This is a genomic window from Prevotella melaninogenica (assembly GCF_013267595.1).
Classification (GTDB): Bacteria; Bacteroidota; Bacteroidia; order Bacteroidales; family Bacteroidaceae; genus Prevotella; species Prevotella melaninogenica_D.
In genome coordinates this window covers 200,836-223,730 of sequence record NZ_CP054010.1, presented here as the reverse complement: position 1 = coordinate 223,730, position 22,895 = coordinate 200,836, and the positions used below count along the sequence as shown (strand labels likewise).

At 39.0% G+C, this 22,895-nt stretch carries 16 protein-coding genes and 3 tRNA genes; 11 read left to right on the top strand and 8 right to left on the bottom strand.

The genetic code is table 11. The features are described from left to right. The first annotated feature begins 34 nt into the window (after positions 1-34). The 5 genes from tsaD (at position 35) to FIU21_RS00860 (ending at position 2,392) form a co-directional block, all read left to right on the top strand. A complete protein-coding gene (gene tsaD, locus FIU21_RS00880; RefSeq protein ID WP_004359776.1) occupies positions 35-1,066 on the top strand; it encodes a tRNA (adenosine(37)-N6)-threonylcarbamoyltransferase complex transferase subunit TsaD in 1,032 nt (343 codons plus the stop codon). Between the two features lie 34 nt (positions 1,067-1,100). Further along, on the top strand, positions 1,101-1,604 hold the full coding sequence (locus tag FIU21_RS00875; RefSeq protein ID WP_004359777.1) for a CinA family protein: 504 nt from the start codon (positions 1,101-1,103) through the stop codon (positions 1,602-1,604). 125 nt (positions 1,605-1,729) lie between these two features. Then, a complete protein-coding gene (gene rpmB / locus FIU21_RS00870) occupies positions 1,730-1,993 on the top strand; it encodes a 50S ribosomal protein L28 (RefSeq protein ID WP_004359782.1) in 264 nt (87 codons plus the stop codon). A gap of 5 nt (positions 1,994-1,998) precedes the next feature. Beyond that, a complete protein-coding gene (rpmG, locus tag FIU21_RS00865; protein ID WP_004359784.1) occupies positions 1,999-2,187 on the top strand; it encodes a 50S ribosomal protein L33 in 189 nt (62 codons plus the stop codon). A gap of 46 nt (positions 2,188-2,233) precedes the next feature. Continuing rightward, positions 2,234-2,392 (top strand): DUF4295 domain-containing protein, encoded by a 159-nt coding sequence (locus FIU21_RS00860; protein ID WP_004359785.1) that lies wholly within the window; start codon positions 2,234-2,236, stop codon positions 2,390-2,392. 472 nt (positions 2,393-2,864) lie between these two features. Here FIU21_RS00860 and FIU21_RS00855 read toward each other — a convergent pair. The 3 genes from FIU21_RS00855 to FIU21_RS00845 form a co-directional block, all read right to left on the bottom strand. Further along, positions 2,865-2,939 (bottom strand) — tRNA-Glu (locus FIU21_RS00855). Positions 2,940-2,969: 30 nt separating this feature from the next. Further along, positions 2,970-3,044, bottom strand: a tRNA-Glu gene (locus FIU21_RS00850). Between the two features lie 28 nt (positions 3,045-3,072). Beyond that, positions 3,073-3,159: transfer RNA gene (locus FIU21_RS00845), tRNA-Ser, on the bottom strand. A 375-nt stretch (positions 3,160-3,534) separates the two neighbouring features. Between FIU21_RS00845 and FIU21_RS00840 the strand changes: the two genes are divergently transcribed. Further along, entirely contained in the window at positions 3,535-4,944 is a 1,410-nt protein-coding gene (locus FIU21_RS00840; protein ID WP_231291322.1) for a B12-binding domain-containing radical SAM protein, read from the top strand. Positions 4,945-5,598: 654 nt separating this feature from the next. Here the strand turns inward: FIU21_RS00840 and FIU21_RS00835 are convergent. Then, complete coding sequence (locus FIU21_RS00835) at positions 5,599-6,201, bottom strand: OmpH/Skp family outer membrane protein (protein ID WP_004359790.1); 603 nt, start codon at positions 6,199-6,201, stop codon at positions 5,599-5,601. Between the two features lie 28 nt (positions 6,202-6,229). Further along, positions 6,230-6,424 carry a hypothetical protein gene (locus FIU21_RS13210; RefSeq protein WP_036886137.1) on the bottom strand — a complete coding sequence of 65 codons (195 nt, stop codon included), beginning with the start codon at positions 6,422-6,424 and terminating at the stop codon, positions 6,230-6,232. 77 nt (positions 6,425-6,501) lie between these two features. On the opposite strand from FIU21_RS13210, the gene FIU21_RS00830 reads away from it, so the two are divergent. The 4 genes from FIU21_RS00830 (at position 6,502) to FIU21_RS00815 (ending at position 14,092) form a co-directional block, all read left to right on the top strand. After that, positions 6,502-7,953, top strand: a complete 1,452-nt coding sequence (locus tag FIU21_RS00830; protein ID WP_004359792.1) for an aminoacyl-histidine dipeptidase — start codon at positions 6,502-6,504, stop codon at positions 7,951-7,953. Between the two features lie 169 nt (positions 7,954-8,122). Further along, positions 8,123-10,177 (top strand): molecular chaperone HtpG, encoded by a 2,055-nt coding sequence (gene htpG / locus FIU21_RS00825; protein WP_004359794.1) that lies wholly within the window; start codon positions 8,123-8,125, stop codon positions 10,175-10,177. A 612-nt stretch (positions 10,178-10,789) separates the two neighbouring features. After that, entirely contained in the window at positions 10,790-11,479 is a 690-nt protein-coding gene (gene mtgA / locus FIU21_RS00820) for a monofunctional biosynthetic peptidoglycan transglycosylase (protein ID WP_004359795.1), read from the top strand. 57 nt (positions 11,480-11,536) lie between these two features. After that, entirely contained in the window at positions 11,537-14,092 is a 2,556-nt protein-coding gene (locus tag FIU21_RS00815) for an ATP-dependent helicase (protein WP_004359796.1), read from the top strand. Between the two features lie 76 nt (positions 14,093-14,168). Here FIU21_RS00815 and FIU21_RS00810 read toward each other — a convergent pair whose 3' ends face one another. Genes FIU21_RS00810 through ispE form a run of 3 tightly spaced genes read right to left on the bottom strand, consistent with a single transcriptional unit; the run spans position 14,169 to position 21,260 of the window. After that, positions 14,169-17,045 (bottom strand): PD-(D/E)XK nuclease family protein, encoded by a 2,877-nt coding sequence (locus tag FIU21_RS00810; RefSeq protein ID WP_004359797.1) that lies wholly within the window; start codon positions 17,043-17,045, stop codon positions 14,169-14,171. Positions 17,046-17,097: 52 nt separating this feature from the next. Next, positions 17,098-20,397, bottom strand: coding sequence for a UvrD-helicase domain-containing protein (locus tag FIU21_RS00805; protein ID WP_004359798.1), 3,300 nt, complete (start codon positions 20,395-20,397; stop codon positions 17,098-17,100). A gap of 23 nt (positions 20,398-20,420) precedes the next feature. Then, a complete protein-coding gene (ispE, locus tag FIU21_RS00800; protein ID WP_004359799.1) occupies positions 20,421-21,260 on the bottom strand; it encodes a 4-(cytidine 5'-diphospho)-2-C-methyl-D-erythritol kinase in 840 nt (279 codons plus the stop codon). 99 nt (positions 21,261-21,359) lie between these two features. On the opposite strand from ispE, the gene dnaB reads away from it, so the two are divergent. After that, entirely contained in the window at positions 21,360-22,880 is a 1,521-nt protein-coding gene (gene dnaB, locus FIU21_RS00795) for a replicative DNA helicase (RefSeq protein ID WP_004359800.1), read from the top strand. Positions 22,881-22,895: the final 15 nt, after the last annotated feature.

Genomic DNA, 22,895 nt, shown 5'->3' with positions numbered 1-22,895 from the left:
TCTGATATTCTTTTAGGAGAGAATCTAACTGAAAATGGAAAAAGAAGATATTTATATATTAGGTATAGAAAGCAGTTGTGATGATACAAGTGCTGCCGTATTGAGGAATGGTGTAATCCTCAGTAATGTAACAGCCTCACAGGAGGTACATAAAGCTTACGGAGGAGTTGTTCCTGAGCTTGCTTCAAGAGCTCACCAACAGAACGTGGTTCCTGTTGTTGACCAAGCGTTGAAGCGAGCTGGTATTACAAAGGAACAGCTTTCAGCCATAGCGTTTACACGCGGTCCAGGATTGATGGGTAGTCTTTTGGTCGGAGTGAACTTCGCCAAAGGTTTTGCTCGTTCATTAAATATACCAATGATTGAGGTAAACCATTTGCAAGGTCATGTCATGGCTCACTTTATCAAGGAAAGTGATGACGACAATCACATGCCTCCATTCCCATTCATTTGTCTCTTGGTATCTGGTGGTAATTCCCAGATTGTTAAGGTGAATGCTTATAACGATATGGAAGTACTCGGTCAGACTATTGACGATGCTGCTGGTGAGGCAATAGATAAGTGTTCAAAGGTAATGGGACTCGGTTATCCTGGTGGTCCAATCATTGATAGGCTTGCTCGCCAAGGTAATCCTTTGGCTTATAAGTTTGCAGAACCAAATGTAGCTGGTTTTGATTACTCTTTCTCAGGTCTTAAGACATCATTCCTATATAATATGAGAAAGTGGGTACAGGAAGACCCAGACTTCATCGAGCATCATAAAGAAGACATTGCAGCCAGTCTTGAGCATGCGATAGTTGACATACTTATGAAAAAGCTGCGCTTAGCCGTTAAAGAGACAGGCATTAAGCATGTAGCTGTTGCGGGTGGCGTATCAGCTAATAATGGTCTTCGTAATGCGTTCCATGACCATGCAGAGCGTTATGGTTGGACGATTTACATACCAAAGTTTAGCTATACGACAGACAATGCAGCAATGATTGCCAGTGTAGGTAACTTCAAGTATCAAGACAAAGACTTTACAAAGATGGATATCCCAGTATTTAGTAAAGTAACTTTTGAATAATAACAAAATTAAGTCCTATAATAAGAATAAGTTTATGGAATTTGAAAGTAAGATAATATCACGTCAGATTGGTGACATCCTTTATGCTTCAGGTTACACAATTGGAACAGCAGAAAGCTGCACAGGTGGTCGTATCAGCGAAGCGATTATGGCTATCCCAGGATCATCTAATTATTATAAAGGAGGAGTAGTTGCTTATACGGATGAAGTAAAGGAGAAACTACTTGGCGTATCTCACGAAGTACTTGAGGAGAAAAGTGCAGTATCAGAGGAGGTTGCACGTGAGATGGTATTAGGCACTATAAAAACTATTGGAGTAGACTTTGCCATTGCATCTACAGGAGTAGCCGGCCCTGGAGGCGGTACAGCAGAACATCCAGTGGGTACTATTTGGTTGGCATATGGCAACAAAGATGAGGTAAGAACATTTAAGTTAACCGAAGACTTCGGACGTGATATAAATCTTGCCATTGCAACAAACAAAGCAATTCGTCTATTCCTTGATTTCCTAAAAGAATTAGATATTAAGTCCGAATAAACTCGCAAAAAAGCTTAAAAGCAACAATTATTGTAGTAAAAGTTTTGCTTATTTGAAACTTTTTTGTAATTTTGCACCCTGTTTGGAATAGGTATCAATTAACGAATCACAAAACAAAGATAGAAATGTCTAAGATTTGTCAAATCACAGGAAAGAAGGCACAGATAGGTTGTAACGTGTCTCACTCAAAGCACCGTACAAAGAGAAGCTTTGACGTTAACCTCTTCAGCAAGAAGTTCTACTACGTAGAGGAGGCTTGCTGGATTCAGCTGAAGATTAGTGCTGCTGGTCTTCGTCTTATTAACAAGGTAGGTCTTGATGCAGCACTAAAGCAGGCTGTTTCTAAGGGTTATGTTGACTGGAAGGACATTAAGGTAATAGGAGACTAAATATCATGGCAAAGAAAGCTAAAGGAAACAGAGTCCAAGTTATCTTGGAATGTACCGAGATGAAGAACAGCGGTGTAGCTGGTACAAGTCGTTACGTAACTACAAAGAATCGTAAGAATACTCCAGAGCGTCTTGAGCTCATGAAGTATAATCCTGTTCTGAAGAAGGTTACCCTTCACAAGGAGATTAAGTAAGCTCGCTAAAAAGAGTAGTATAGTTAATAGTTAAAATTAATAGACTATGGCAAAGAAAGCGGTCGCTACCCTCCACGAAGGTTCTACGGATGGTCGCGCATATTCAAAGGTTATCAAGATGGTAAAGAGTCCTAAGACTGGTGCTTACATCTTCGATGAGCAGATGGTCCCAAACGAGGACGTCAAGGAGTTCTTTAAGAATTAATTCTATAAAGATACAATCAATAAAAGGCTATAGGATTTCCTATAGCCTTTATTTGGTTTAGCCCATTATACCAACCTTACCTTTATTCACACACAACACACGCAAAGATTATCTATGCAAGCAGCTTACACGAAACAATAGAGTAGGAGAGCAGTTTAGAACCTCAAATATACACTCTAAGAGTATCTACACTTAACTACAAGCATACATTTTAAATACACAAGATAACTTTTACTAAAGAATTACGATTTAATTTCGTTTTACACACACATATCTTACAAGAATATTTTTGTTTCAATTTCCTGTCACTTTTAACATTTCATTTATTCTACTGTAAACAAACAAGTTAAGTACTCACTGTAAATGACAGAAGTGACAGCAAATTTAATTTAACATATCCATCTGGTGTAATCCGCAAAAACAAATAAGCATATAAAACAAAAAAGTTCAGCTATTAAGCTAAACTTTAGTTTGGTAGTCGATAGGGGAATCGAACCCCTATGCCAAGATTGAGAATCTTGTATCCTAACCATTAGATGAATCGACCAGAATAATTATTTCTCACTAAGAGGATGTTTGGTAGTCGATAGGGGAATCGAACCCCTATGCCAAGATTGAGAATCTTGTATCCTAACCATTAGATGAATCGACCAAAATACATTTGAGATAATGAGATAAAGCGGAAGGAGGGGGATTCGAACCCCCGGTACGCGAATGCGCACGGCAGTTTAGCAAACTGCTGGTTTCAGCCACTCACCCATCCTTCCAAGATGGCCTATAACCGAATTACCAAGCATTATCTCAAATGCGAGTGCAAAGATAGTACTTTATTTTCATACCTCAAAATTTTTCGTTGTCTTTTTCTTTTATTCTATGAAAAAACACAGCAATGACAAGAATACTAATGATAGAAATAGAATATATCTGTTTTAGAAAAGAAAATGTAACTATAGTTGAATTGAGTTTTCTTGAAAAAAGTTTGCATATATGAAATGTAATAACGACTTTTGTATAATATACTTAATTAAGGGCGATAGGGTAAACTTCATTTTCTATGCGTTGATTAGCTTTACCTAATTAATCGCCTCATTAAGATAATATAGTGTCTTGAAAAATAAAGAATTGACAGCATGAGGGTAAAAATGATATTACCAGCGTTGCAAGAGGCAGAAAGCCCTTATTGGCGACCAATCAAATACTCGCTTTTCCCACCTTTGGGATTAGCTACACTTGCAGCCTATTTCTCTGAAAATGACGATGTAGAGATACAAGATCAACACATTGAGAAACTAAAGTTGGATGATACTCCAGATTTGGTTTGTATTCAAGTCTACGTTACTAATGCTTATAGGGCTTACAAGATTGCTGATGAGTATAGAAGAAGAGGTGTGTATGTAGTTATGGGAGGACTTCACGTTACAAGTCTTCCTGATGAAGCTGCACAACACGCCGACACACTTATATTAGGGCCAGGGGAAGAAGCATTCCCACGATTCATCAAAGACTTTCGCGAAGGGCATCCTCAAAAACGATATGTAGCAAGTTGGAGAAGCATTGAAAATATTCCTCCTGTACGTCGTGACCTTATTAAAAGAGAGAAGTATTTCGTACCAAACTCGCTTGTTGTTTCCCGTGGTTGTCCTCATCATTGTGACTTTTGCTACAAGGATGCCTTCTATAGCGAGGGTAAATCGTTTTACACCCGAAAGGTAGACGATGCCTTAGCTGAAATTGATAGTCTGCCTGGCAGACATCTTTATTTCCTTGACAATCATCTTTTAGGTAATCCTCACTTCGCATCAGAATTATTTGAAGGTATGCGCGGTATGGGTAGAGTTTTTCAGAGTGCCTCTACTGTTGCAGCAGTACTAAATGGCAATTTGATAGAAAAAGCTGCCGAGGCAGGATTACGAAGTTTGTTTTTAGGCTTCGAGACATTTTCTCCAGACAATCTTCGTTCAAGTAACAAACTACAAAACTTATCGAAAGATTATGTAGCAGCTGTTGAACGGCTGCATAGTCTTGGTATAATGATAAACGGAAGTTTTGTTTTTGGACTTGATCATGATGATAAAGACGTATTTCGAAGAACTGTTGATTGGGGGATTGAACATAGCATAACAACAGCTACTTTCCATGTTTTAACTCCTTATCCAGGAACTCGTATGTTTCAACAGATGGAACGAGACGGACGGATTACATCCTATGACTGGAGTCAATATGATACTCGGACGGTTGTGTACAAAACATTGGGATTGACTGCAGAGGAGTTAAAACAAGGCTACGAGTGGGCTTATCGTAACTTCTATTCATGGAGTAATATTTTTAAGGCAAGCTTTGGGCACGATAATATAAAGCAGCAATTGGCTCATCTCCTTTATATGGGAGGCTGGAAGAAGTTTGAACCTTTTTGGAACTTTATGATTCAATATGGTAACCTCAATCGTATGTTACCTGTGCTGGAGAACCTATTGGCTAATACAAATGGGCATAATACAAAGAGTAAAATGTCAAGACAAGGAATAGAACTTGTTAAAAAGACCGCATTATAAAAACCTGCAATTCAAAATATAAAAAGATTATGAGGAAGAAGATTTTTTCTTTTTTACTACTGTTCATGGCTTTCTTAGGCTATGCAACATGGCAGTATCATTTATTTTAGTATCTTGCTACTACTTTTTGATGAGAAAGAAAAACACTACATATTGATACATCAAAAAGAATAATAGCTTTTCTCAACTATGAGTTAAAAATGAAATAAATCATTAATTATAGCAATACCCATAAGCATTAAATAACACACTCGCAAATGTTGAATCTATTTAGACAAGTAAACTACTAAATCAAAGAGATTATGTTTGATTGGTAAAAGCTTTCTACTTTTTAGCAACAAATTCAATACAACAAAGCCATATTTCGTAAGGTATTAAACGCCCAGCACTATTGGTGCTTACCATCAACACAATATGTGCGAAGCATCAACACACATGTAAAAGGTAAGAAACAAGAATTGTTACGGTCATTATTGCCTATAGGAAAGATAGGTATGTCAAACTTATGTGAGACATAACTATCAGAAAGGGTTATACCAAACAAGGGAGTAATCTTTATTCCTTTCTATGATATACTTCTATAAAAACAAAACCAGCCGTAAATAACGACTGGTTTTATTATGTCTATTTAATAAGTAACTGTAAGCCTACAAATTACTTCTTCATACCTTTGTAAGCCTGGTTCATACCCTTAACAACATCGTCTGTAATGTTGTAAGCAGGGTCAGCATAAAGAATATTATCACCACTCTTAGCAAGAATGATACTATACTTCTTATCCTTGTTATACTCCTTCAGATAGTTATGTACGCTGTCAGAGAGAGCTTTGTTATACTTAGCAACCTCGTTCTGATACTCAGCACCAAGACGCTGCTGTAAAGCATCAGCATCCTGAGCCTGCTTCTGGATACTTGCCTGAATCTGCTGTGCCTGTGCCTGTGTGTATTTATTTGCCTGAATATTCTGCTGGAAGTTAGCAGCTGCAGCCTGAATAGCCTTCTGCTTACCAGCCAATGTACGCTGGATGTTAGCTTCTTTTGCCTTAACAAGTTTAGTAACATCTTTCCAATAAGTATACTGGCTCATGATAGAGTCTATCTCTACATAAGCTACTTTCTGACTATTTGCAGCTGGAGCAGCTGTAGATGTTTCAGCCTTACCTGCTGCTGTATCATTCTTCACTGGCTGATTGTTACATGCAACAAAAGCGAATGCTGCCATAGCAAGCACTGCCATTTTGCTAAATGATTTCTTCATTTCTATTGTATTTAATTAATTATTTCTTCTAATATGCTTTGTTTCTTGCTCGGGCTTCCTTGTCTTGGTCTATAACACAATGGATTCCCTTCTCCTTTAGATATGCATTATCCGATATATGCTGCGATTGAAACTCCCCACCTTTCTTGAATAACACACGTACTCCGAGGAGCAACATAGCTATAGCAATTATTAACAATGTTAACAATAATGTTACAAACATTTTCTTTATCTTTGCATTTATATTGACCGCAAAGGTAATATAAAACAGCAAGATTACAAAAAAAAATATTATTAAAAATGGCAAATGTAGAATTAAAACCTGCTTGTGTCTTTGAGCAGTTCGCTAAAATCAATCAAATACCACGCCCATCTAAGCATGAAGAGCAGATGATTAGTTATTTACAGGAGTTTGCTAAGGAGCGCAACCTCGACGTAAAGGTTGACAAAGTTGGCAATGTTCTGATTTCTAAACCTGCTACAAAAGGTATGGAAAATGTTCCAACTGTAGTACTCCAGAGTCACATGGATATGGTATGTGACAAACTCGTTGACATAGAATTTGACTTCCACAAGGATGCTATTCAAACCTATGTGGATGGCGAGTGGCTTCATGCAAAGGGTACAACACTCGGTGCTGATGATGGTATCGGTATGGCTTATGAGTTGGCTATCCTCGACTCTAATGATATTGAGCACGGACCTATCGAATGTCTCTTTACACGTGATGAGGAAACCGGCTTAACTGGAGCCTTCGGCTTGGAGGCTGGTTTCATGACAGGAAACTATCTCATCAACCTTGATTCTGAGGATGAAGGTCAAATCTTTGTAAGTTGTGCGGGTGGTAATAGTACGACAGCAGTATTCAACTTTGAGCGTGAGAATGCACCAGAAGGCTACTTCTTTATGGAAGCAAGTTTGAAGGGTCTGGTTGGTGGTCACTCTGGTGATGACATCAATAAGAAGCGTGCCAATGCTATCAAACTCCTTGCACGCTTCCTCTATGCTGAACAGGCTAAGATGGACCTTCGTTTAAGCTACTGGAATTCAGGTAAGATGCACAATGCTATCCCACGTGATGGTAAGGTACTCTTCGCTGTTCCTTCTGCTAATAAAGAGACCGTTAAGGCAGACTGGAATATCTTTAGCACAGAGGTTGCAGACGAGTTCCATGTTACTGACACAGCTATGGTATGGAATCTTGAGAGTGCTGATGCTGCTCCTGTTATGCCAAAGCAGATTTCTCATAACGTTATCCTTGCTTTGCAGGCACTCGACAATGGTCCATTGACCAACTGCCAGGATGAAGCCTTGGCTTATATGGTTGAAACATCAAGTAATGTTGCAAGCATACAGACAGAGGACAATAAGTTAACAGTTGTCTCTTCACAGCGTTCAAACGTAATGAGTAACTTGGTAAACATGACCAATACTGTTCGTGCATGTTTCGAGTTGGCAGGTGCTGAGATTGTTGTAGATGACAGCTATCCTGCATGGAAGATGAATCCTAATTCAAAGTTAGTACATGTTGCAGTTGAGCAATACAAGAATATCTTCGGTAAGGAACCACTCGTTCTTGGTATTCACGCAGGTCTTGAGTGTGGTCTCTTCTCTGAGAAGTATCCACATTTAGATATGATTAGCTTTGGTCCAACACTTCGTTATGTTCATACACCAGACGAGTGTCTGCTTATTCCTACAGTTCAAATGGTATGGGATCACCTCCTTGCCGTTCTTAAGAATATCAAGTAATAGGACACAACCATAATTATTTACACGCCATCTTGCTCCTTAGAACAAGATGGCGTTTTCTTTTTTCTATGATTGTATCTTGACTAATATAAGATATGTTGTCATATCATGGCACGGAGTTTGTTATATACGACGAATAAAATAGAAAACAATTAAAATTTATATTGCTATGCAAAAAGGAAATATTGGGGTTACAACTGAGAACATCTTCCCCGTTATCAAAAAGTTCTTATATTCAGATCATGACATCTTCTTGCGTGAGATGGTATCAAATGCTGTTGATGCTACTCAAAAACTGAAGACTCTTTCTGCAACAGGTGACTTCAAAGGCGAGTTGGGTGATTTGAGTGTTCGTGTCAGTTTAGATGAGAAGGCAGGAACATTGACTATCAGCGACCGTGGTATCGGTATGACCGCTGAGGAGATTGAGAAGTATATCAATCAGATTGCTTTCTCTGGCGTCAATGACTTCCTTGAGAAATATCAGGACAAGGCAGAGGCAATCATCGGTCATTTCGGTCTTGGTTTCTATTCTTCTTTCATGGTTTCAAAGAAGGTAGAGATTATCACTAAGAGCTATAAAGAAGGTAGCAAAGCTGTGAAATGGAGCTGTGATGGTAGCCCAGAATATACACTTGAAGACGCAGAGAAGGAGGATCGTGGTAGCGATATAGTCCTTTATATAGATGATGATTGCAAGGAATTCCTGCAGAAATCAAAGATTGAAGAACTGTTAAACAAGTACTGTAAGTTTATGGCTGTTCCTGTTGTCTTTGGTAAGAAGACTGAGTGGAAAGACGGCAAGATGGTTGATACTGAAGAAGATAATGTCATCAACAGCGTTGAACCCTTGTGGGTAAAGGCACCATCAGGTCTGAAGGATGAAGACTACAAGAGCTTCTATCGTACTCTCTTCCCAATGAATGACGAGCCATTGTTCTGGATTCACTTGAACGTTGACTACCCATTCAACCTCACGGGTATTCTTTATTTCCCACGTGTAAAGAACAATATCGAACTGCAACGTAATAAGATTCAGCTCTATTGCAATCAAGTATTCGTAACCGATCAGGTTGAGGGAATTGTACCAGAGTTCCTTACATTGCTCCATGGTGTTATCGACTCTCCAGATATTCCTCTGAATGTGAGCCGTAGCTACTTGCAAAGTGATGCGAATGTAAAGAAGATTGCAACTTATATCACTAAGAAGGTTGCTGACAGACTGCAGAGTATTTTCAAGGAGAGTCGTAAGGAATTTGAGGAGAAATGGGATGATCTAAAACTCTTCATCAACTACGGAATGCTTTCAGAATCTGACTTCTACGAGCGTGCAAAGGACTTCTCTCTTATCAAAGATACCGAAGGCAAGTACTTCACCTTTGAAGAGTATAACACACTCATTAAGGATAATCAGACCGACAAAGAGGGTTACCTTGTAAACCTTTATACAAGTAACAAGGAGGAGCAGTACAGCTATATTGAAGCTGCAAAGCAGAAGGGGTATAGCGTTATTGATGCAAGCGGACAGTTGGATGTACCATTGCTTTCAATGCTTGAGCAGAAGCAGGAGAAGACACGCTACGTACGTGTTGACTCTGATATCGTTGATCGCATTATTCAGAAGGAAGATGCACCAAAGAATAATCTGTCAGTAGAGGAGACTGACAATTTGTCAGAGGCTTTCCGTTCACAGATTCCTACAATCGAGAAAGCAGACTTCACTGTAGACGTACAGTCACTTGGAGAGTCTTTCCAGCCAGTTCTCGTAACACAAAACGAGTATATGCGCCGTATGAAGGAGATGAGTCAGTTCCAGCAGGGAATGGGTTTCTATGCTCAGTTGCCTGACTCTTATAATCTCGTTCTTAATGCCGACCACCCATTAGTGAAGAAGGTTCTTGACAATATCACTGCTAATACAGCAGATGAATTGAAGCCTGTAGCCAGCGAACTGAAGGGACAAGAGGCACGTTTGGCAGCTTTGCATCAGTCACAAGACAGCAAGAAGGCTGAGGAACTGACACAGGAGGAGAAGGACGATATGCAGAACACTCAGAAGACTGTTTCTGAACTTCAGGACAAGAAGAAAGCTATTGTCGCTGCATATGCTAAGGGGAATGATATTGTTCATCAACTCATCGACTTGGCATTGCTACAGAATGGTATGCTTCAGGGTGCTGCACTCGATAAGTTCCTCAAGCGTTCTATCAGTTTGATTAAGTAAAAATAAAGTAGCTATCCTACTTATATACACAAAGTAATTAAAAGGTTCTTCCGTTAAATGTGTAGACGCTTATTTTATAGGCGTATATCTTTAACGGAGGAACCTTTCTTTTTTCACCTCAAAAAAACGTAGCTTCTACCATAAAAAATCATTACATAAATCCAAATAAAAATCCTCAAAGAAAGGCAAAAACGCCCCATCACAAGTTGTTTTGTAACCTTCAATAAATCAACAAGTTACAAAATAGTAAAAGTAAAGGTGCTTAATTGGACTTCAAAAGGGCGTTAGTAAGACCTCAAAAGGGCACCTATTGCAAGTCAATTGGGCGTCTTTAAGAAGCTAAAAGAGCATGTACTGATTTCGAAGAGTTAGAAAAAAGTTTACATCCCTTTATAAATAGAGCGAGGAATTACATGTAAAAATAAAAGATATACTTATCGACTAACTTCAGTTTTAACTTCTATGGGAATATTTACTGTACAGTAGTAGGGTTGATTTGATTGTGTTATTGTTCAGATTTTTAAAGCTGTTTTTACAGAGGAAAAAAACTCCTCCTTCCCGCTTGCTATCGGATAAGATTTAGTACCTTTGCAGATAATTAACTCATTAACTATGTTCAAGAAGATTTTTAAAGTGATAAGATGGGTATTATCCCTAACCTTTATCTCTACAATATTGGCGGTAGTTGTCTATCGCTTTATACCTGTATACTTTACCCCTCTGATGATTAGTCGTTGTTTCGAACAGATTGGTAAAGGAGAGTCTGTGAAACTTTACCATGAATGGGTTCCGTTAGAGAAGATGTCAAAATCAATGCCTGTAGCAGTGATGGCAAGTGAGGACCAACGCTTCCTTACGCATCATGGTTTCGACTATCAAGCTATCGAGAAAGCTGCAGAAGACCACCTAAAGAAAGGGAAGAAACTACGTGGTGGCTCTACCATCTCTCAGCAAACCGCAAAGAATGTCTTTCTGTGGCAGGGACGCTCATGGGTAAGAAAAGGATTGGAGGTTTATTTCACTTTCCTCATAGAGACACTATGGAGCAAACAACGTATCATGGAGGTTTATCTTAATTCAATTGAGATGGGCGATGGAATCTATGGCGTTGAAGCTTGTGCTGAACAGAATTTCGGTATGGAGGCCAGCCAACTTAGTCGAAGAGATTGTGCACTCATAGCAGCGACATTACCTAATCCACGTCGCTTCTCTTCAAAGAGTCCTGGACCTTATATGCGCAAGAGAATCGGACAGATTGAACACCAAATGACTTTTATACCAGCTTTCCCAGAAGAACATTAAAAAGGCTGTATATTAGTTTATTAAACAATTCTGTTCGACAAAAACAAAAAAGATAAAATGATAAATCAAGATAAGGAAGAGGCTATCCTCGCCGCACTGAACGAAAGCCAGCGTGAGGCAGTTGAGTATTGTACAGGACCATCACTGGTAATTGCTGGTGCAGGTTCTGGTAAGACACGTGTGCTTACCTATAAGATTGCCTATCTACTTAATAAAGGTTTAGCCCCATGGAACATTCTTGCACTTACGTTTACAAACAAAGCTGCAAGAGAGATGAAGGAACGTATCGCACAGATAACAACCGCTAAAGATGCGCAACATCTTTATATGGGTACTTTCCATTCCATCTTTGCACGTATCCTACGTCGTGAAGGAGAGGCTATCGGCTTTGGAAGTAATTTCACTATTTATGATGAAAACGACTCTCGTTCACTGATTAAGAGTATTGTAAAGGCCTTAGACCTTGACGAGAAAACGTATAAGCCAGCCTCAGTGCATAACTTTATTTCAATGGCAAAGAACCATCTTATTACTGCTTCAGAATATGCAGAAGACCGTGCTGCCATTGAGCGTGACCGAAGTACACGTATGCCTGCAATCCACATGATTTACAAAGCATACGAAGCAAGATGTCGCCAGGCAAATGCTATGGACTTTGACGATATTCTGCTTTATACCTTCTTGCTCTTCCGTGATAACAAAGAGATTAGAGAGAAGTATGGACAGCAGTTTGAATATATCTTGGTAGACGAGTATCAAGACACAAACTATGCGCAGGTTAGTATCATCAGCCAGTTGGCTGAGACACATCGTCGTATCTGTGTTGTGGGGGATGACTATCAGAGTATCTATTCTTTCCGTGGTGCAAATATCGACAATATCCTTGACTTTAAGAATAAGTTTGAAGATGCTAAACTCTTTAAGTTAGAGCGCAATTACCGTTCAACACAGCTCATCGTACAGGCTGCTAATTCGTTGATGAAACACAACGAACGACAGATTCCTAAGGATGTATTTTCTAAAGAAGCCGAAGGAGACAAGATTCTCTATAAGCCTTGCTACAGTGATAGGGAAGAGGCTATGGTTGTTGCGAATGAACTGAAGCGTATCAAACGCAATGACGATTGTGACTATGGCAACTTTGCCATTCTCTACCGTACGAATGCACAGAGTCGTTCTTTCGAGGATGAATTCCGTAAACAGGGCATTCCTTACAAGATTATCGGTGGACTTTCTTTCTATCAACGTAAGGAAATCAAAGATATCATCGCATATTTCCGCTTGGTTTCTAATCCTGATGACGAAGAGGCCTTCCGACGTATCATCAATTACCCAACACGTGGAATTGGTAATACGACCATTCAAAAGATTATTGATTGTGCCCAGCGAAATTCTGTATCGCTATGGGAAACTATCCTCAATCCTATTCAATATGGATTAGATGTCAATAAGGGCACAATGACAAAGCTTTTTGCTTTCAGAACGCTTATCAGTGGATTTATTAAGAATGTAGCACTGAAGGATGCATATGAACTTGGAAAGGAGATTATTGAAGAGAGTGGGGTGAGTGCTGATATCCGTTCGGGTAGTGAACCAGAGGACTTGGCTCGTCGAGAGAACTTGGAAGAGTTTATGTCGGCTATGCAGGGTTTTGTGGACTCTGGACGCGAAGAAGGACGAGAAGAGAATGTCTACCTTACTGACTACCTTCAGGAAGTAGCATTATACACAGATGCTGACAAGGAAGACGATGACACCCCGAAAGTGACATTGATGACAATTCACGCAGCAAAGGGATTGGAATTCCCTACTGTGTTTGTCGTTGGATTGGAGGAAAATATATTCCCAAGTCCTATGTCAGCAAGTTCAAAACGTGAGATAGAAGAAGAGAGAAGATTACTCTATGTGGCTATAACACGTGCCGAACGACATTGTATATTGACGAATGCAAAGAACCGTTTTCGATATGGAACAATGCAAATTGATAATCCAAGTCGATTCTTAAATGATTTCGACCCTGCATTGATTCATGTAGAAGATGAAGCAAACAGTGCTTTTGGAGGTGAACGACGTAAGATGCCTTGGGATGAGGACAATAGCGCAAGAAGTCCTTGGGGACATAATGGTTCAGGAGATAACTTCCGTGAATACGAGCCAAACAAGGCATATACTGGTAGCAGACCTTGGGGACAAGAATATCGTCAAATGGGTTCAAGATGGCAGAATTCAAATCCTGTTGCAAGTCAATTTCGCGCTGACCCGAAACCTAAGATAACTGAACGTAAACGTCCTGAAGCTGCTGTTGACCCATTCTCTGAGCGTGCTAAACGCAGATTAATAGCGGAGGGTGGTAACTTCAAACGGCTTTCGTCTGCAATGACAAATGGTGGTAGGACATTATCGACAGAGAGTACTTCAATATCCTCGGTTTCATCGACAGCCTCAGTAGCTGGACTCAGTGTTGGTGTGACCATTGAACATCAACGCTTTGGTATTGGAAAGGTATTAAATCTTGAAGGTTCTGGAGAAAATGCTAAGGCAACTGTTGAGTTCCGTAATGCAGGAACCAAACAACTACTGCTGAAGTTTGCCAAGTTTAAGGTTATTGGTTAATAACAATAGAAAACGATAATAGGCGGTCATAAATGTATTCGCATTTATGACCGCCTATTATCGTTTATAGCTGTAATTATCGTCCACACATCTGTTTATAAGGACAGTATTGACAACTATCAGTATTGTCGGTTGGAGCAAAAGCTATATTGGGATTATGTATTTCTTCGAGTTTCTCCGTGAGATTTCTAAGAAAATCCTCTTCATATACGGTGACATCAGTAACTTCCTCCTTATCTATTGATAGTACTGGAGTATAATCTTCACTACCTGCATGTTGGATAAAGAGCAAAGCTGGACTAACAGCACGATGATTTGGATTATGTTCAGAATCGTTCTTTGCTTCAATAAGACTGTAGAGCATCACCTGCATTGTGTAATCACTCTTTTTACTTAAGTTCTTTGAATCGAACATTTCATCAACACTTTTCAGTGACTCCGCTGCTTTTCCACCAGTCTTATAGTCTACAACTCGCAAGCGTGCGCTATCACTATCAACAAGAATCTCGTCTAAACGGTCAATACGTCCACCTGTTTCTATTTGCTTCTCCAATCCATTCACATTAATTGTCAATGAACGTTTAACAGGAAACTCATGACCAATCACACGCAATGGGGCAGAACGTCGATCAATTCGCAATAATTGATGAAGGTACTTTATGATAACTTCACGATTGATGAGTTGGAGTCCATTGAGCTTTGGATGTTTCTTTACTCCTCGTTGTTGATGAAATAGTTCAGTAGCAAATGCCTCGTCGACAATATCATCCAATGTAAGTTCTGCATTGCCTGATGTGAGTGACTGTGTGCTCTTACCAGTCTTCAACAAATAATCTATGTTCTTAGCTGTGATGACTTCTCTTGGCAGTAACTTTTCATACATAAGCTGTGCTGCTGTATGAAAGATATTACCAAACATTCGATTATCAACATCATCTACATCGACTTCATCGAGTTCATTAATACCTGCAATATACTTAAAGTAATACTTTAGCTGGCAAGTTATATATGTATTAATAGCAGTTGGGGAGAAATAACTGATTTCATCGAGTCTTTTCAGCACAGCTTCATTCTTTTCAACCACTTCTGCTTCACAGTGCATAGGCTCTTGCCCTGCTTGTAAAGTTAATCGATGAATTGGGTGATTCCACTCTACCATCAACTGTAAAATAAAACGACTCATCTCTCCTGTATGGCTACCTTGAGTGGAGTTATTATAAAGGAAAGTAACATCTTTTGCCCGCTGAATCAGACTATGGAAATAGTAACTGTAGATAGACACCTTATTATCAATTGTTGTTAACTCGTATGCCTTACGAATAAGATGAGGTATGAATGATGCATCGTCTATTCCCTTTGGCATATTACCTTCATTACAAGAGAGCACAAGTACATGATCGAAATCGAGATTACGCGTTTCAAGAACGCCCATCACTTGTACTCCACGTGCTGGTTCACCATGGAAAGGAATACTTGTAGCAGCAATAAGCTGTGTTAATAGACGACGGAAGATTATCTTATCTGCATCTAAATCACCATTTATCATCAAATCAGACAGTCGTGTGAGTAAGGTGTACATACGAAAAACAGACTCTTCAAAAAGTGGGTCTTTGTCAGCTGCACCATTTACACCGATGAAACGGATAGTTTCTGCCAACCAATTAACTAATACTTGTAGGTTCTGCTTATCACTTGGATGGTATTCAAAGATTGAGCCTTCTTTTGGCTTTACATAAAACTGTCGTTCACTATTCAATCGTTCGATGATTTCGGCAACTTTTGGTGTGAGATACTTCCCATAAGGATGTCGTAATACTCTGTTTACATAGTGAAGTCTATAACTCTGTTCTTGTACTGAATAACCTTCTGTCTGTAACGCCCAAAGCTGCGTAACCATCGATGCAATCGGGGTTTGTTGTAACGGATAACCCGTTGTGACATTCAGAGTTTCGACTTCATCAGGTATACAATGGATTACTGTCTGCAACAGATGTTCATCACAAAGAACAATTGCTGTTCGCTTACCATCTTTATATCTTTCATTCTCACGCAACCACTCGGTGATATAACGTGCTTGTAAGTTCTCTGTAGGAGCAGAGATAATATTTATTTCCTTCTCTTTACCTAAATTATCGTACAATTCATCGTTATCGTTTGGTAAAGCATTGGGGAATTTATCAAGCCAACAACGAATATAGTTACCCGCTTCATTTGTTGACTTCATATAATATCGGTCATAATCCCAATAGAAACTTGCCTTTTCTTCCTTTAAAAAGAGCTTAAAGAGGAGCTGTTCTACCTTCTGAAGTACGTTGAATCCGACAAAAACATAGCATTCATATTGTGCTTCTATCTTTGTTTTCTCTACCACATCACGATAAAGCATACCTTCATATGCAAGTTTTTGAGATTTAAGCCTTTGCTTGAAATCATTATATATATCATTCAACTTATTCCAAAGAGTTATAAAACGCTCTCTAATACCCTCTGAATTATCATCGAAATTAGCGAAGAAACGGCGTAATTCTACTTTCTGTTCATCGGTAAGATAACTAATATCATCTAACTCTTTAAGGTTACAAATATTAGAGAAGACCATCTCAGTGTTCGCCATATTCTTATCGATATCATCGAAATCGGCTAAGAGCAGTTGCCCCCAACCATAGAAGTGATCTAAGGTTTCATTCGTATTGCCTGTTACCTCTACGTAACTCTTATAAAGATCGCAAATACTTTTAATAGGATTAGCTATTGTTAGCTCTGAATGTTGACGAAAGAAGTCAGAGATGGTAATATATGCTGGACTCCATACAGGACCATCAGCCAATCGAGCTAATGCTTGATTCAGAAAGAGTGCAGCACGCTTATTAGGAAAGACAACAGCTATATGCGCCATGTCATTACCATACTTCTTCAGTAAATCAGCTGCAACGTGTTCGAGAAATGTATTCATAATTTATATATCAGAACGCTTGTTAAGAATGAAATGAAGTTAGTTATACAGGCTATTCGCCCTTTAATGGGAGAAAAGGAGTTGGTACGATCTCGTTTCTAACGACATACCAAATATAACCAGAGACCTTCTCATAGCCCATGCGCATCAGCAAAGTCATATAGCGTTGTACTTGCTCATGATATTCTTCACGTGGTTTACCGAACTTGAAATCTACTACAATAATCTCTTTTCCATCGGTCATTACACGGTCAGGACGATGTTCTTGAATATCTCCACTCTCCTTATCATAGTCAAGAATAGTGCACTCATTAAACAACTTCCATCGTGAACTAAACCAATCTTTTACTTTCTCATTCATCAGAGCATTGGCAATCTTATTCTGCAATTCTCTCGATGTAACCTCATCATTATAGATAACTCCTTCTTGCTCTAATTCCTTTAAGCGTGGTTCAATATCATCTTCTGTAAGGATAGTAGAAAAGAGTTGGTGAAGTATATTTCCAACCTTTATGTAACGATTTGCGTCTGAAGGGTCAATATCCTCACCATTGATAAAGTCATGACTCTTATTACTCTGTCGGAAGCTAACAGGATGGGGGAAAGTTTCTATCTTTAACTTATGCGTCTTAGGTGTAAGTTCAAAAGGATTCTCCGTAGACTTCTCCTTATCAATACGCTGTCCACAATCCAACAAAGTACCAAAATCAAAACTGATAGCCTCCTTATCACCAGCATCATCACTCATTGCTCCTGGCAATTCATTAGCAAGATCATCAATAACTAATTGAATAATCTGTGAACGATCTGTGGCAGTATTACCATTTTGTAGCTTAGTAAAAGTGCTTTTAGAAGCCTTTTTACCAGTAATAAATAGGTTCTTTCCTGCACGTGTAAAGGCAACATAAAGCAAATTCATGTTATCAACAGTATTCTGAAGATGCTCCTCTTTGTAATCATCTTCAAAGACAGTACCTATCATCTTTTTAGAAAAATCTATCGGAATCAACGGTAATTCTCCATAAGGCTTCTCCTTATTATCACCTGGACACCAGATTGTATTACCTACTGTCTTCTCCAATCCCCAATCACAGAAAGGAATCAGAACGTTATCATATTCCAATCCCTTACTCTTATGAATGGTAATCAAACGTATTCCATCAACTTCATCACTTTGAATTGTATTGCTTGAAAGACTATCTTCCCATTCTTCGATGAAATCATCAATATCTGCAGGATGGTCTCTCAAATACTCATTCAATGTATCGTAGAATGTACATACGTATGCACTTTGTCCTTCAAGACTACCGAGATTAAAAAGTGAGTAAATCTCATCAACAAGGTCTACAAGTGGCGATCTTAACAAAAAATCAAACTTATCTACATAACCACTTGGTAAAAAAGACTTTAATTCTCTTTCACCTTCATCTACAAATAAAGCATTATTATCTCTATTCGTCTGTATTACTTGTTGTTGATAAAGCTTAACCAACTTACTTTCTGTAAGTTTATCATCAGGATGTGTAAGCAATCGCAGAGCAGCAATAATCACATTAACAGCTAACGAAGCATCCAATTGGAATGCCTCATCAGAAACAATGCTTACATCTGTACCAAACTCACCTTGGAATTTATCAGCAATATCTTGTATTACTCCTTTTGATCGGACAAGAATAGCAATATCCTTTTGTTTATACCCGCGATTTAATAGTTCACGGATATTACTAACTAATTCATTGAGAACATTCTCGTTATATTCTGATACTGCCTTTTTATCATAAGGAAAGAGTTTTATATGAACAGATCCCTTACCATCATATTTTCTTGGTTTCTGTTCAATCTCTTTATAAGCTTCAATCAACTGAGAAGCACCTTTTATATCATCACTCTCTAATTCTTTAACTGTTTGAATAACAGCCTGCGTAAAGAAAGCATTATTAAATCGGATTATATTCTCTTCAGAACGATAGTTGGTCTCAAGTGGTTCTATCTTTATTTGCTCTTCAGAGAAGTCATGCTCAATATTGTTTAGTAATTTCCAATCACCTTGACGCCATCGATAAATACTCTGCTTAACATCACCCACAATCAAATTGTGAGATTCTATTTGAGCCATACAGTTATCGAGTAACTTACGGAAATTAGTCCATTGAATAGTACTCGTATCTTGAAACTCATCAATCATGATATGCTTCAAGTAAGCACCCATCTTTTCAAAAACGAATGGAGTATCAGTATCTTTCATCAAAGTGCTAAGTAGTGACTGAGTGTTACTTAGCATAAATCGGTTCGTGTCTTTATTAATCTCATCGACAGCCTCAGAAATGGCATGTAAAAGACGAAGTTGAGAAAGATGTTTAAGTGTAAGATTACTGGATTGATACTCTTTCCAACATTCTTTTCGATATTGTTCTAATAGCAGTAAGTCATCATACCATGATTCGGAGATAAGAGTACTAATGCGCTCTTTCTCCCCTGCAGGGCATTTCTTCACCAACCAATTATCTGGACTATCAAGACATTTCAACACATTTGCAGATGGTCCCTCATCTGTAGGTTCATTCTCAAACTGCTTAGTAATATATCCACACAATCCTTTAATGAAATATCCAGTATCAACACCAGCATCACTTATTTTTTGAAGTAACTTCCCTGCCTGTTCTTTAACCTTCTTAGGACTTTCCTTTCGTATCTTACGCAAATCTGTGATGAAATCGTCAAAAAACGATTCTTCACGAAACCGACTATCAAGTTCTGCCTTATGGTCTTTATAGAAGTCCTTAAAAATATTCTTTCCAAAGTCTTTTATCTGTCCAATGACGTTCCACCCCTTGTCATCTTCAATATTTTTATCGATGTAATCGCGAATCCAAGTCAAGACCTCTTCGCCTTCCTCAAGACTATTAATCAACTCATCGACAGCCTGAGCTTCCACTTGTTCATCATTGAGATCAATACGGAGATTAGCCGTAAGATTCAGTTCACGAGCAAGATTACGCAATACAGATTGAAAGAAGGCGTCAATCGTCTGTACACGAAACTCATTATAATGATGGGTAAGCAGCGACAAAGCTTCAGCGGCATTCTCCCTAATCGTGAGTTCAGGGAAACCTGTCTTCCGTAATACCTGTTCATAATATGCCTGAGAATCTGGCAACTTATGAGCAATACCATATAGCTGGGAAAGGATACGCGTTTTCATTTCCTGCGTTGCCTTATTGGTAAAGGTAACAGCAAGAATCTTCTTATAATCTTGTGGATTCTTTACCACTAAAGTAATATATTCTGATGCTAACGTAAAAGTCTTACCTGAACCTGCTGACGCTTTATAAACCGTTAATGCTTTTTCCATCATGAATATCTAAAGAATTGGATTTAGAGTCTGACACAATATGTGAACATTCCTGGGAAAAATTCCTTTATATTCGCTGGCTTTTGACCAAAGATACCAAAGATAGTACTACCACTACCTGACATCTGTGCATACAAAGCACCATTCGCATATAGTTTTTCTTTAACATCAGCCAATATTGGATGTTTTGCAAAAATAGATTTTTCAAAATCATTTGTAAGCTCATCACGCCATGTATCAATTGGTTGACAAACTATATCACGACAGCTTTTCGCAGGCTTCTTTGGTGTCACTCCAGCATATGCTTCGGCAGTAGAGACAGCTACATCAGGCTTTACCAATGCAAGATAATATCCTTCTAAACTATGATGTTCGTTATCTGCAGGTGCAAGAACATCACCTATTCCCGTTGCATAGGCTATTTCAGAACGAATAAAGAACGCACAATCGGCACCCAATTGGGCTGCATAACGCTCCATCTCTGCATTACCCATATTCAAACGAAAACGCTCATCGAGCAATCGAATCATATAAGCAGCATCAGCTGAACCACCTCCAAGTCCTGCTTGCATAGGAATACGCTTAACAAGGTGAACATGTATACGAGGTAACTCATAATCCTTTGCAAGGAGATGATAAGCCTTAACTACCAAATTATTACGCTCATCACATTCGACAGTATGACCAGTCACTTTTAAGTCAATGGGAGTAGGAGAAGGGAACTCCTCATCCATCTTTTTAATTTCCAACACATCACATAAAGGAACAGGATAAAAAACTGTTTCAAGGTCATGATAGCCATCTGGACGTTTTGCAACAATATTTAAACCAAGGTTGATTTTACAGCAAGGAAAGGTAATCATAGTCTAAAAATATAATTAAAGAATTCTTTTTTGCAAAGATAATAAAAGGTTACAAGATTGATGTTAGAAATGGAATATTTTTTGTAATTTTGCCACCATATGGCAGAAAGAAGTAATAACAACAAAAGTAGTCGTAGAACCAAGCAGGCTCCTATCGACACGACGTTTGGTCACCTACAACCACAAGCAACTGACATTGAAAAGGTTGTTTTAGGTGCGCTTATGATTGATAAGGATGCCTTTACTGTTGTCTCAGAGATTATTAAACCAGAGACATTCTATGAGTCTCGTCATGAGAAGATTTATGAGGCTGTGCAATCTCTGAATCTGCAGGAGAAGCCTGTAGATATTATGACCGTAGTAGAAGAACTTCGTCATAAAGGAACACTTGAAGAAGTTGGTGGTCCTGCATATATTGTTGAACTTAGTTCCAATGTTGCTTCATCTGCACACATTGAGTATCATGCACATATTCTTGCACAAAAGTTCTTGGCGCGACAACTTATCCAGTTCGCATCAATGATTGAGACTGATGCTTTCGATGAAACCGTGGATGTTGACGAGTTGATGCAGAAAGCCGAGGGTGCTCTGTTTGAGATTTCCCAGAAGAATATGCTACAAGATTATGTACAGATTGACTCTGTCGTTGAACAAGCCCATCAATTACTTCTCAAGGCAGCAAATAATAAGGGTAGCTTAACTGGCGTACCAAGTGGGTTCCACGACTTAGATAAGATAACAGCTGGTTGGCAGGCATCCGACTTGGTTATTATTGCTGGTCGTCCTGCCATGGGTAAGACTTCTTTTGCACTTAGTATTGCTAAAAATATTGCCATTGACTATCGTAAACCAATTGCATTCTTCTCTCTTGAGATGAACAACGTACAGCTTGTCAATCGTTTAATTTCAAACGTTTGTTCTGTACCTGGTAACAAGATTCTTAATGGTCAGCTAACACCTGACGAGTGGGAGCGTTTCGACTCTAACATACGAAAGATGCAGGGTGCACCGATTTATATTGATGACACACCTGGACTTTCTATCTTCGAGCTTCGTACAAAAGCACGTCGATTGGTGCGTGAACATAATATTGAAGTGCTCATGATTGACTACTTACAGCTGATGAATGCCAATGGTATGCGCTTCAATAGCCGTCAGGAGGAGGTTTCTACTATTAGCCGTTCTTTGAAGGGACTTGCAAAAGAGCTGAACATTCCAATATTAGCACTGTCACAGTTGAGTCGTGCGGTTGAACAGCGTGACCCACGTGAGGGTAAACGCCCACAGTTAAGTGACTTGCGTGAGTCTGGAGCTATCGAGCAGGATGCCGATATGGTACTCTTTGTACATCGCCCAGAGTATTATCACATTCTGCAAGATGACCACGGAAACGACCTTCACGGTATGGCTCAGATTATTATTGCCAAGCATCGTAAGGGTGCAACTGGTGATGTTCTACTCAACTTCCGTGGTGAATACACTCGTTTTGCTAATCCTGAGGATTTGGATATGGCTGCTCCAATGCCTAATGACCCATTAGGTGGTGAGATTATTGGTAGCAAGATGAATGATGACCCTATACCACCATACCCAAGTGGAGATATGAGAGTGCCCTTCTAAACGACATTAGGTAAT